The sequence below is a fragment of the Acinetobacter sp. genome (assembly GCF_050285345.1).
In the GTDB taxonomy this organism is placed as follows: Bacteria; Pseudomonadota; Gammaproteobacteria; order Pseudomonadales; family Moraxellaceae; genus Acinetobacter.
On sequence record NZ_JBLZXR010000150.1, the window covers coordinates 19753 to 32259 of the forward strand.

The following is a 12507-nucleotide window of genomic DNA, read 5'->3' on the forward strand; positions in this document are numbered from 1 at the left end:
ATATTAGTTTTATTAGGATTAGGGAAAGCAATGTCTTTAACAGAACAGCAGCAAGCAAAACTGGCAAAAGTTCAGCTTGATGCGGGCTGGAAATATGGTTTGAGTGAGTTTTTGCTCAGCCCACGCATGGATGAATTAAAAGACTTTCTGTTACAGGAAATGAAACAGGATAAAGTGATTTATCCACCAAATGCCTTGATTTTTAATGCGCTCAATACCACACCATTAGCCAATGTAAAAGTGGTGATTTTGGGGCAAGATCCTTACCACGGTCCAAATCAAGCGCATGGTTTAAGTTTTTCCGTGCAAAAGGGGGTTGCATTACCACCTTCTTTGCGTAATATTTTCCATGAGTTAAATACAGACCTTGGGGTGCCTGTTTCAAAGCATGGCGATTTAACGCGCTGGGCAGAGCAAGGGGTATTGTTGTTAAATAGTGTTTTAACTGTTGAAGCTGGGCAACCAACTTCTCATCAGAAACGTGGTTGGGAGGATTTTACCGATCATGTGATTGATGTTTTAAATGAGCAATGTGAGCATATTGTCTTTATCCTTTGGGGGGCATATGCACAACGTAAAGGACAACGTATCGATCAAAATAAACATTTGGTTCTTAAGGCAGCACATCCATCTCCATTAGCTGCGAACCGTGGTGGTTTTTTTGGTTGTAAGGTATTTTCTAAATCAAATAATTATCTTAAACAACATGGCATTGAGCCGATTGACTGGCAGCTGGACGCATGACTTATTCTCCTGTTTCAAAAAATTATCACCCAGATCTGATTGTCGAAGAAGCGAAAAATGGTTGGCGCATTGTTCGCCTGAATCGACCGAAATCGCTTCACGCATTAGATGAATCTATTTGTACTGCTTTATTGGAAGTGTTCAGGGATTTTGAACATGACAATGATATCAAAGCGATTTGGTTGGATTCCACGACACCTAAAGCATTTTGTGCAGGTGGGGATGTTCGTAAACTTCGTCAATTGGTGATCAATGATGAAGCTGAAACTGCGAACAAATTTTTTAAGCAAGAATATGCTTTAGATTTGTTATTACATAACTATGCCAAGCCTATATTGGTTTGGGGGGAGGGTTATGTAATGGGTGGCGGCCTTGGTTTATTTATGGCAGCACCGTTTCGTTTGGTGACTCCATATTCACGTTTGGCGATGCCTGAAATTAATATTGGCTTGTATCCAGATGTAGGCGCAACGCGCTTTTTGGCAGATCGTGGGGCAGTGGGTCTATTTACCGGTTTAACTGGTTCGATCATGACTGCAGCAGGTGCCTATGGTATTGGTTGGGCAACACATATTTGTGATGCGCAGCGTGATAATGTGCTTGAAACTGTGCTGAATATTGATTGGGATCATTATCCAGCGGGTGACTTCCGTGCGATTGACGATACTTTAAATAGCCTGCATCGCCCAGTAGGGCCGGGGCCGCTCCAAAACTCACTGGATGTGATTCAAAGTGTTTGTCGTGGGCATAGTTTTGAGCATGACTATGAGTCTATTATTGGCTTAAGTGATGCGCGTAGTGACTGGTTGCGTCAAGCCAGTGAGAACCTGCAAAAGGGTTCTCCTGCAACTGCTGCTTTAACGTGGTTATTATGGCAATGGGGTAAGAAAGTACATTCTTGGAATGAAGTGTTTGAACTGGAAACTCAAATTTCAGAGTGGAAAATTCGTCATGCCGACTTTGTTGAAGGTGTGCGCGCTCGTTTAGTGGATAAGGACCTTTCTCCAGAATGGAAAAAAGGTACAGATATGACGCTTAAAGGTATTTTGGCTGAAGATCCTCCGCTAACCAATATTGAGAGCTGGAATGACTTGCTGAAGTACTATGGTGTCATTCGCTAAGTACATGTCTGAAGAAATACAATTTAATGATGAACATTGGATGCAGCTTGCTTATGAGCAGGCTGCACTCGCTGCAGAATTACAAGAAATTCCTGTTGGTGCTGTCATTGTGAGTCAAAATAAAGTGATTGGTGTAGGATTTAATGCGCCAATTTCTTTAAAAGACCCGACTGCACATGCAGAAGTACAAGCCATTCGCCAGGCCTGTCAAAATATCGATAATTACCGCCTTCCATCTGATGCAACACTCTACGTTACATTAGAGCCCTGTACCATGTGCGTCGGCGCATTGGTTCATTCAAGAATTCAACGTGTCGTCTTTGCCGCCACAGAACCGAAAGCAGGCTCTTTGGTTAGTGCACGTCAATTATTGGATTCAGGCTATTATAATCATGTATTTAGCTTTGAACAAGGCTGTCTACAAGCACAGTGCTCTGCACAGCTTAGTACTTTTTTTAAAAAGCGCCGAGAGCAGAAGCGACTGTTGAGATTACAGGAAAAATCGAGCATTACTGAACATCCACCTGAAAATCAGGTAAAATCTGCTGACAATTAAAATTGTCAAAATAGATAGGGTAGGCAATGAAATCGATTCAAGTAAAAAAAGAATTTAATGCACCGGTTGCGCAAGTTTTTGAGTTGTTATCAAAACACTCAACTTATAATGTTGCTTTTGCACCTGTACAAGTGGTACGGGTAAAAGATTCAGCAGATCCTGAGCGCCCTGATGGCGTGGGGTCTGTACGTCGTATGGGTTTTGGTCCTGTCAAACCATTGCAAGAGCAAATTACTGTATTGGAACCAAATCAACGTATTGAATATAAGATTATTAAAAACCCATTGGTTAAACATCATTTGGGGGTAATTCAGTTTGAAGCCCTTGATTCAGCACGTACTTTAGTTACCTATACGATTGAATTACAAGCACGAGCACCATTTGTCAGTCAATTAATCCTTGCACAACTGAAGTCAGCGATTAAAATTGGTTTTTCAAAACTTGCAAAAACCGTATAAACAAAGTGGATAAGCAATGACAGTTCAAATCATTACCATTGATGGCCCTAGTGGTTCAGGCAAAGGTACATTAGCAGCAAAAATCGCTGCACATTATCAATTTCATTTGCTTGATTCAGGCGCATTGTACCGGCTATTAGGATTGTCATTGCATAAGCACGATTTAATCGAATCACTAGATACTAAACTTGCCACTTGCGTAAAAATTGCAACAAAATTAGACATACAATTTGTCACAAATGCATCGGGTATCACGGTGTTGTTAGATGGTGAAGATGTTTCGAAAATTATTCGTACTGAGCGAGTGGGTGAGTTTGCATCAAAAGTTGCAGCAATTCCTGAACTTAGAGCAGCACTGTTAGAGCGTCAACATGCCTTTGCCCAAGCACCGGGTCTGGTTGCAGATGGGCGTGATATGGCTACTTCAATTTTCCCACAAGCCAAAGCCAAAATTTATTTAACTGCATCGGCACAATCACGTGCTGAGCGTCGAGTAAACCAGTTGCAGGCGATGGGCGTGGATGTTAAAATAAACGACATTTTAGCTAATATCGAAGCTCGCGATAAACGAGATATGGAACGCACTGTCGCTCCGCTCAAGCCAGCTTCCGATGCGTACATCATTGATAGTTCAGATTTAACCATCGATGAAGTGTTTAAGTTGATGACGAATTACATCGATCAACAATTAGCAAACTAAACATTTTCAGCAGAAGCATAGCTTGATCAGTTTTATACGGACTATGTAGATGCTTAATTAAACCGGCCTTGTCTGATCCAAGACCGCTGACTTTACTAGGTATATCATGACCGAATCTTTTGCAGCCCTCTTTGAAGAAAGCGAATTAAACCTCAACGTTGAAAAGGGTGCTGTCATCCAAGGCGTTGTAGTAAACATCGATTCTGACTGGGTAACAGTTGACACTGGCCTTAAATCAGAAGGTATTGTTGACCGCGCTGAATTCTTAAATGAACAACGCGAACTTGAAGTTCAAGTTGGCGACACTGTTGATGTTGTTGTTGAAGCGCTTGACAACGGCATGGGTCAAACAGTTTTATCACGTGAAAAAGCGAAACGTGCTGAAACTTGGACTAAACTTGAAAAAATCTTTGAAGACGGCGAAATCGTTACTGGTGTTATCTCTGGTAAGGTTAAAGGCGGTTTCACTGTTGACATCGGTCCAGTTCGTGCGTTCCTTCCAGGTTCTTTAGTTGATACTCGTCCTATTCGTGATACTACTCACTTAGAAGGTAAAGAGTTAGAATTTAAAGTAATCAAACTTGATGCTAAACGTAACAACGTTGTTGTATCTCGTCGTGCTGTTATGGAAGCTGAATCTTCAGCTGACCGTGAAGCTCTTCTTGCTCAGCTTGAAGAAGGTCAAACAGTTACTGGTACTATTAAAAACCTTACTGACTACGGTGCATTCGTTGACCTTGGCGGTATTGATGGTCTTCTTCACATCACTGACATGGCTTGGAAACGTATCAAGCACCCTTCAGAAGTTGTTGAAGTTGGTCAAGAAGTTACTGTTAAAGTACTTAAATTCGACCGCGAACGTAACCGCGTATCTTTAGGTCTTAAACAATTAGGCGAAGATCCATGGTTAGCGATCATGAACCGTTACCCTAAAGGTTCTATCGTTAAAGCTCGCGTAACTAACTTAACTGACTACGGCTGTTTCGCAGAAATCGCTGAAGGCGTTGAAGGTTTAGTACACGTTTCTGAAATGGATCACACTAACAAAAACATCCACCCATCTAAAGTTGTTCAGATTGGTGACGAAGTTGATGTTATGGTTCTTGAAGTTGACGAAGAGCGTCGTCGTATTTCTCTTGGTATCAAACAAACTCGTGCTAACCCATGGGAAGAGTTTGCTAAAGAACACGACAAAGGTGAAAAAGTTTCAGGTACTATCAAGTCAATCACTGACTTCGGTATCTTCATCGGTTTACCAGGCGGTATCGATGGTCTAGTTCACTTGTCTGACATTTCTTGGAACGAACAAGGCGAAGAAGCTATCCGTCGTTACAAGAAAGGTGACACAGTTGAAGCGGTTATCCTTTCAGTTGACGCTGAAGGCAACCGTATCAGCCTTGGTATCAAACAAATGAACAACGATCCGTTCAATGATTTCCTTGCGAACAACGAACGTGGTGCATTGGTTAAGGGTACTGTAACTGCAGTTGACGCTAAAGGCGCTACTGTTAAGTTAGCTGACGAAGTTGAAGCGACTCTTAAAGCATCTGAAATCAACCGCGACCGCGTTGAAGATGCAACTAAGTTCCTTGAAGTTGGTCAAGAAGTTGAAGCGAAAATCATCAACGTAGATCGTAAATCTCGCTCTATCAACTTGTCTATCAAAGCGAAAGACGAAGCTGAAGAGAAAGAAGCAGTTGCTAACTTGAAGACAGCAACTACTGGTCAAGACAATGGTCCTAAGACTATTGGTGATTTGATCAAAGCTCAAATGGGCAACTAAGTAGATGTTTGAATTGTATTGTTAATGTAAGTTAACTAATACTTTTTACACAAATACAATAAACGGTAGCGTAGTATTCACTTATTACGCTACCGTTTTGTATTTAAACAGGTTATTATCAATCTATCTACAAGGTAGCTTGATAATTAAAGAGGTCGCAGATGACTACTGAAGCACTTAATAAGTCTGACTTAATAGAGCGTATTTCTCTTAAAAACCCACACTTGGCTGAACCACTAGTGGAAGAGGCTGTTAAGATTATGATTGATCAAATGATTGAAGCTCTTTCATCTGATAATCGTATCGAAATTCGTGGATTTGGTAGCTTTGCTTTGCATCACCGTGAGCCACGTGTAGGTCGTAACCCAAAAACTGGTAAATCAGTTGAAGTTGCAGCAAAAGCAGTACCGCATTTTAAACCAGGTAAAGCTTTACGTGATGCGGTAAACGAATCTGCAAAATAAGACTGAATAGAGTTAGGGGTATTTATGCGTTACGTATTAGTCGTATTATTACTGGTTTTGTTTGGCTATTCGTTGGCATTGGTTCTCCAAAATGGAACTGAGCTTTCAGTAGACTTGCTATTTACTCAAGTACCAGCAATGCGTTTAGGTTTGCTTTTATTACTCACTCTTGGTTTGGGTGTAGTACTTGGTTTATTGCTTGGTGTGCAAATTTTCCGAGTATTCCAAAATAGCTGGGAAATTAAACGCTTACGCAAAGATATTGAACGCCTTCGTAAAGAGCAAATTCAAACTGCTCAACTTGCAGCTGCTGAAGCTGCTGCACATACTCGTCATGAAAAGACGGTATTAGATATTGATGCGAATGAGCGTCCATCTAACCCTTTGTAATATAGTATTTGCTGACTAGGTAATCTGTTAGGTTTAAAACAGACACTTAATTTTTCTGGAAGATATTTTTCAAACACTCTGATCATTATCAGGGTGTTTTTTTATGCCTAGAATTATGTATAAATTGAAATGAGTTAAGAAAAACTTATAAAGGTTAGATAAATTAAAATTAATTGATTCAATTCGTATGAGTTTTATGACTTTCTGATAGGCGCGAATCGATCTATAATGTAGGCAATTTTTGTCAGAATGAAAGGGTCTCCCCAATGAGTATTATTGTTGCCTTAGATGCAAAAAGTCATACTGAAGCAATGACGATTGCAGGGCAATTGGACCCTCAATTATGCCGTGTAAAAGTTGGTAAAGAATTATTTACCCATGAAGGCCCATCAATTATTAAAGCTTTACATGGCGAAGGCTTTGAAGTCTTTTTAGATTTAAAATTTCACGATATTCCAAATACGACAGCTCAAGCGGTATGTGCGGCTGCTGATATGGGAGTGTGGATGGTGAATGTCCATGCGTCTGGTGGTCGTAAAATGATGGAAACCTGCGTAGAGCGTTTAAAAGCAGGAAATTATAACACTCAGCTGATTGCGGTAACGGTGTTAACGTCAATGGGTCGTGAAGACTTGGCTGATATTGGTTTGGATGTTGAACCATTTGAACAGGTTAAACGTCTTGCAAAACTGACCAAAGACTGTGGTTTGGATGGGGTAGTCTGTTCTGCACAAGAAGCAAAAATGCTGCGTGAAACTTTGGGTAATGATTTTGCTTTGGTCACCCCAGGTATTCGCCCTGAAGGTTCAAGTGCAGATGATCAAAAACGTATTGTGACACCTAAACAAGCCATGTTTGATGGGGCAACACATTTGGTGATTGGTCGTCCGATTACTAAATCTGAAAATCCGCGTCAGACTTTAAAAGATATTTTAGCGACCTTGTAAAACATTTCTCTCAGCTAAGTCCTCTCTCAGTGAGAGGACTTGATTTCATCATAGAAATTTTGGGTCGTTCTCCCTGAGGAAGGGAATTAGAGAGACGGTGTAAAAGAATTAAAGCGCGGCCAAGACACTGACAAAAATGGGTGCAAGCACGGAAAGAATAAAACCGCTGACCATGGCATGTGGAATGAAGTCATTACCACACGCTTGTTTTACCATCGGTAGCGTCACATCCATAGCAGTTGCACCGGCTGATGAAATTGCTGAACGTGGATAACGCCAGCCAATAATATACATAAAAATAATCGCAAAGATTTCGCGGAACAAATCATTCATCAGCGCAATACTGCCCAAATGCGCATTTTTTAACTCTGTGACCACAATCCCTGTCATTGAATAAAAACCATAACCTTGTGACAGCATAATCAGGTCTTGAATACTTAGATTGGGAAGGAAATAAGCTGCAATAAAAGCCCCAAATAATGAGCCGACGATACAACCTAGTGGCACAAGCAATATTTTCCAGTTGAGCCAAGATTTATCCAGTGGTGAATAGGCAAGATCGAGCCCAATTAAAAGCATGAAGGCTAAAAGTAAATGCCAAGTACTGATATGGGGCTGAATACTAAAATATGCTGCGAGTTCTGCAAAAGCGTAACCTATGCCGAGCGCAATAAATGCATAACTAATGTTAATTAGAGAACTCGTCACCAGTTGCATCGAAACTTTGCCGTGACTGGGCTGATAACCCAAAACCTTGAATAATATATAACAACAAATAAAGGCGCCGAAAGAGGTGGTCAAGGCAATTAGTACAGCAGAGGATAAAATCTGCCAGGGTGCTGTAATGGTATGTAAGGTTTGAGAAAATTCGATTGCGATTGCAAATAAGAGAATATAAGTAAAATAAGGAAGTATTTTAAATGCCAACTTTTCTAACCAAACAGGAAGTTTTCTTGCCATAAGAAAACCGACCGCTAAACAGGCCAAAAGTTGAAAGATTAACCAAAAGGATTGCATACAAAAATAAGCAGATAATAGATACCTGCTTATTATGACCTGTTATTGCTTATGCTGCATGACTCGTATTGATTTTATTGAGTAATCTAAAATCGGCAGCATTAATTTTTCGAGTGGCTAGCCAGTACTTCCACGTATAAGTCGGCCAGAGTGCGAAGTTTTTGCCTCCATCTTGTTGATACCAACTGACGCAGCCTGATTGCCAAACCGTGCCGTCTAACATCTGCTGTATATGGTCATTGTATTGGTTTTGAATGTCATCTTTCACTGCAATAGCTTGAGATTTTGATTTGGACACCAATTGCATCATTTGTAAAATATAATCAACTTGCGCTTCGATCATAAAGATGACGGAGTTATGGGCAAGCACAGTATTTGGGCCTAAAAGCTGAAAAAAATTCGGGAAACCTTTGGTGCAAATCCCATAATAACTTTCTGCACCATCTTGCCAAACTTGTTTAAGTTCCTGTCCGTGTTCGCCGAAACAGGCAAAGGATTTAAGATAAATTCGTGGGTCGGTAATAAACCCCGTACCATAAATCAAACAATCGATTTCACGAGATTTTCCGTCTTTGGTGATAATACTATTTTCTGTAACTTCCTGAATCGTATCCGTGACCAATTCAACATTTGGGCGGTTAAAGGTCGGAAAATATTTATTGGAAATTAAAATTCGTTTACAACCCATGATGTAATTTGGAATCAGCTTTTGAGCTAGGTCGGCATCCTTGACTTGATACTTAATGTACATTTCAGCAAGTTTTTGGGCATATTTCATGGTGATAGGCTTAACAATCGGGATCACACGAGATTCATTGCTCCAATACAAACGTGCACGATGGATTTTTCGATACCAGTCGAATTTTTTGAATAAGGTCTTTTCTAAATTCAGATAGCTACGTTCATCCCGAGGGATGACCCAAGCGGCAGTGCGCTGAAATACATAAAGTTGCTTGGTTTGAGTGGCGATTTCAGGGATATATTGAATAGCGCTTCCACCCGTGCCAATGGAGGCAACATTTTTATCTTTGAGATCGTATTCATGATTCCATTGTGAAGAGTGGAATATTTTGCCTTTAAATTTCTCGATACCGAGAATTTTAGGAATTTGTGGTACATGTAAAGGACCTGAGGCGAAAATGACATATTGAGCAGAGAGGGTGATGTTGTCGTTCAGTTGAAGTTGCCATTCACAAGTGTTCTCATTGTATTTTGCTGAATACACTTCGCTGTTAAAGCGGCAGTACTGTTGTAAATTGTATTCACGGGCGACTTGCTGAATATACTCAAAAATTTCGGGTGCTTCCGCGTAGCGTTTCGACCAGTCTGTTTTCGGTGCAAAAGACAGTGAATACATGTGAGATTGCACATCACATGCAGCACCCGGATAACGATTTTCACGCCAAGTACCACCAAGTTCATTGGCTTTTTCTAAAATAATAAAATCGTGGTTGCTTTGTTGTAAGAGGCGAATTGCCATTGCAATACCGCCAAAACCACCGCCAATGATTGCAACTTGAGTGCGTAGAGTAGGGGCTATATTTTTGGTTTGATCGTGTTGAATTTGCGCTTCTAGCATGATTATTTTAATTCCAAGCGATATTTCTCTTTAAGCATACTTGAGTTTAATCGTTAAACAATATGATTGACATGACAGAAAAATTGATCATAACGGCAATTTCAATCGTGGTGGATTTATAGTAAAAAAGAACAAATCTAATTTCTTTATATGATGTATGAAACGATCAATTCTAAGCCTGATGTATTTAGTACAAGGAATGCGTAAAGCAGGCGTAGATGTCGATCAACGTTTGCAAAGCATTGGTCTGCGTGTCGATGCACTCGATCCGACTTCTGTCATTCATCCAAGTTTGGAATGGGATGTACTGAAAGTGATTGGTAAAGATGTTGAACCTGAACAAGGTCTTTTTATTGGTCAGCACTATACCTTGGCGGGCTATGGGCCATTGCTCATGCTTTTGGTGACCAGTGAAACTTTACGCCACGCGCTGAATCAAGGTATTCGTTTTCAGCAACTGACGCATTTAACTGGTCGTTTAAGTTTGCAGTTTAGTCAGCATAAAGTTGCGCTGTGCTATCAACCTCAAGATGTGTATTCACCTTTGGGCGCATTGTTGGCGCAGTCGGAAATTTCGGGCACTTACAAATTTATTCGTGACCTCTACAAAATGATGGGCTTGTCTACGCCGCAAGTAGAAATTGATCTTCCATTTCCTGAGCCAACGGAAGCTGAAAAATTAAAAACCTATACTGATTATTATGGTTCGCAAGTCCGTTTTGATGCACCATTCGCTGCATTTTGGTTTGATGAAAATGTGTTGGATATTCGAATTCCTTCGGCGGATTTGATTACTTTTCGCTTGTATGAATCCAAATGCCTTGCTGAGCTTGAGCGCTTGTCTTCAGACGAGGATGCCCCTTCACTGATCCAACGGGTGCAGGATTATTTAGAGTTACAAAGCGGTGCAATGCCAAGTATGGCAGCGACTGCACAAGCATTAAATTTACCTGAGCGAACCTTACGTCACCAGCTACAGCAGTTAAACACCAGTTATAAACAAATCCGAGAAGATATTATTAAAGATAAAGCTTTGCGTCTCATTGAATATAATGAATATTCAATTGAAATGATTGCAGAATTGCTAGGCTATTCAGAACCTGCAGCGTTTAATCATGCCTTTAAGCGCTGGTTTGGTCATAGTCCAAGGCAATACAATAAATAGCCTAAGCTGTTTAATGCCAAAGTGTTATATCTTCAGTTTTATTCTTCGTTATAATCCATTTAGCCCCAAAAAGTATTCAATGATATGTCTGAATTCCAATCTCCACACAACACCGCATTTACCCCGATTTCACCAGCTGAGCGTTATGCCCAAGCTTTAGCATCTGGTCAATTTTTGCCAGATCAGGAACAGGCGCAGGCAGTGCATGAGTTGGATCGTGTCTGGCAAGAATTGATTCAACGTTTTAAAGCATCGAAAAAAGCCTTCCGTCGTTTCCGCCGTCAAACTGCACCGAAAGGCGTGTATATGTGGGGGGGCGTAGGCCGTGGCAAAACATGGCTAATGGATCAGTTTTATGAATCTGTACCATTTCGTCGTAAAACGCGCATGCATTTCCATCACTTTATGCAATACGTGCATCGTGAACTGAATAAATTATCAGGTCAGCGTAACCCTCTAGAGATGGTTGCAGATCAAATTTATAAAGAAGCCGTGGTGATTTGTTTTGATGAATTCTTTGTGTCGAACGTTACCGATGCCATGATTCTAAGTGATTTATTCCAAAAGTTGTTTACACGTGGTATTACTTTGGTTGCAACCTCCAATATTGCACCAGAGGGACTGTATAAAAATGGCATCCATCGTGATCGTTTTATGCCTACCATTGAAATGGTACAAAAACACTGTGTAGTGTTGAATGTCGATTCAGGTGTAGATTATCGTTTACGTGTCTTGAAGCAAGCACAGTTATTTAAATCACCATTAACGCATGAACATAAATTGTGGATGGCACAGCGTTTTAGCGCATTAACGCAGACGCAAACGCAGTCACAAGAACCGATTATTATTAATAAACGTATTGTGGAAACGATAGGGCATACTGAAGATGTATTGTGGTGTGAATATTCGGAGTTGTGTTTAAAGCCACGTAGCCCAGCCGATTTTATTGAAATCGCAAATATTTATAATACGGTTTTAGTCAGTAATGTGCCGCACATGACTGATTATTTGTCGGAAGGGACACGGCGTTTTATTTACTTAGTCGATGAATTTTATGATCGTGGCGTGAAATTATTACTGACTTCTGAAGACAGCATTATTGATATTTATCAAGGTGAGAAGTTGGCTTTTGAAATCGAGCGTACCCGTTCGCGTTTATTGGAAATGCAATCGGACGATTATTTACATACTTCGCATCGCCAAATTAAAGCGAAAGAAACCAGTTTAGAAAATTAAGTCTAATTTTGAGTTGTACCTAAAAGGATGCAGTTGACTGTGTCCTTTTTTATTGGGCAATGATTTGATCAAAAGAAAGCTTGAATTGATGGAAATTCGCGTTATCAACATCATGGAATTGTCACATTTTTCGCTTAATTTTTTATCAGAAATGTCATGTGTGTTGATTGAGAAAAATGCTAAATTTAAACTTGTTGGTTGATATTGCAGCATCGACATTCTGGTTATTTCATGGCTTAATCGATGAGATGTGTTGGAAGCTAATGACCGTTTGTTCAGTTTTAGAACAAAATTCTGCACTTAAGTCTAATTTCGACATTTCAAAAACTTTATACACTGTAAAAAGG

Annotated in this window: 13 protein-coding genes; 11 read left to right on the forward strand and 2 right to left on the reverse strand. The window is 40.3% G+C overall.

Going from position 1 to position 12507, the window contains the following annotated elements:
* Positions 1–30: 30 nt before the first annotated feature.
* The 9 genes from ung to pyrF all read left to right on the forward strand — a co-directional run bounded on the left by ung (position 31) and on the right by pyrF (position 7163).
* On the forward strand, positions 31–744 hold the full coding sequence (gene ung, locus ACN6OV_RS13080; protein ID WP_427953613.1) for a uracil-DNA glycosylase: 714 nt from the start codon (positions 31–33) through the stop codon (positions 742–744).
* Positions 741–1865, forward strand: a complete 1125-nt coding sequence (locus ACN6OV_RS13085) for an enoyl-CoA hydratase/isomerase family protein (RefSeq protein ID WP_427953615.1) — start codon at positions 741–743, stop codon at positions 1863–1865. Before ung ends, ACN6OV_RS13085 begins: the two co-directional genes overlap by 4 nt.
* Before the next feature lie 4 nt (positions 1866–1869).
* Complete coding sequence (tadA, locus tag ACN6OV_RS13090) at positions 1870–2421, forward strand: tRNA adenosine(34) deaminase TadA (RefSeq protein WP_427953617.1); 552 nt, start codon at positions 1870–1872, stop codon at positions 2419–2421.
* 26 nt (positions 2422–2447) lie between these two features.
* Positions 2448–2879, forward strand: a complete 432-nt coding sequence (locus tag ACN6OV_RS13095) for an SRPBCC family protein (RefSeq protein WP_427953619.1) — start codon at positions 2448–2450, stop codon at positions 2877–2879.
* Between the two features lie 16 nt (positions 2880–2895).
* Positions 2896–3579, forward strand: a complete 684-nt coding sequence (gene cmk / locus ACN6OV_RS13100) for a (d)CMP kinase (RefSeq protein WP_427953621.1) — start codon at positions 2896–2898, stop codon at positions 3577–3579.
* Positions 3580–3685: 106 nt separating this feature from the next.
* Positions 3686–5362 carry a 30S ribosomal protein S1 gene (gene rpsA, locus ACN6OV_RS13105; RefSeq protein ID WP_427953623.1) on the forward strand — a complete coding sequence of 559 codons (1677 nt, stop codon included), beginning with the start codon at positions 3686–3688 and terminating at the stop codon, positions 5360–5362.
* A gap of 161 nt (positions 5363–5523) precedes the next feature.
* Positions 5524–5826: an integration host factor subunit beta gene (locus tag ACN6OV_RS13110; RefSeq protein ID WP_427953625.1), complete on the forward strand. Its 303-nt coding sequence runs from the start codon at positions 5524–5526 to the stop codon at positions 5824–5826.
* A gap of 24 nt (positions 5827–5850) precedes the next feature.
* Complete coding sequence (locus tag ACN6OV_RS13115; RefSeq protein ID WP_427953627.1) at positions 5851–6216, forward strand: lipopolysaccharide assembly protein LapA domain-containing protein; 366 nt, start codon at positions 5851–5853, stop codon at positions 6214–6216.
* Between the two features lie 266 nt (positions 6217–6482).
* The gene (pyrF, locus tag ACN6OV_RS13120) at positions 6483–7163 is read left to right on the forward strand and encodes an orotidine-5'-phosphate decarboxylase (RefSeq protein WP_427953629.1); all 681 of its coding nucleotides are present in this window, start codon (positions 6483–6485) and stop codon (positions 7161–7163) included.
* Positions 7164–7271: 108 nt separating this feature from the next.
* On the opposite strand, the gene ACN6OV_RS13125 is transcribed toward pyrF, so the two are convergent.
* Positions 7272–8180 carry a lysine exporter LysO family protein gene (locus ACN6OV_RS13125; RefSeq protein WP_427953631.1) on the reverse strand — a complete coding sequence of 303 codons (909 nt, stop codon included), beginning with the start codon at positions 8178–8180 and terminating at the stop codon, positions 7272–7274.
* A 49-nt stretch (positions 8181–8229) separates the two neighbouring features.
* Positions 8230–9759: a flavin-containing monooxygenase gene (locus tag ACN6OV_RS13130; RefSeq protein WP_427953633.1), complete on the reverse strand. Its 1530-nt coding sequence runs from the start codon at positions 9757–9759 to the stop codon at positions 8230–8232.
* A 157-nt stretch (positions 9760–9916) separates the two neighbouring features.
* On the opposite strand from ACN6OV_RS13130, the gene ACN6OV_RS13135 reads away from it, so the two are divergent.
* Both ACN6OV_RS13135 and zapE read left to right on the forward strand, forming a co-directional pair.
* Positions 9917–10924: an AraC family transcriptional regulator ligand-binding domain-containing protein gene (locus ACN6OV_RS13135; RefSeq protein ID WP_427953635.1), complete on the forward strand. Its 1008-nt coding sequence runs from the start codon at positions 9917–9919 to the stop codon at positions 10922–10924.
* Between the two features lie 84 nt (positions 10925–11008).
* Positions 11009–12160: a cell division protein ZapE gene (gene zapE, locus ACN6OV_RS13140; protein ID WP_427953637.1), complete on the forward strand. Its 1152-nt coding sequence runs from the start codon at positions 11009–11011 to the stop codon at positions 12158–12160.
* The last annotated feature ends 347 nt before the right edge of the window (positions 12161–12507 follow it).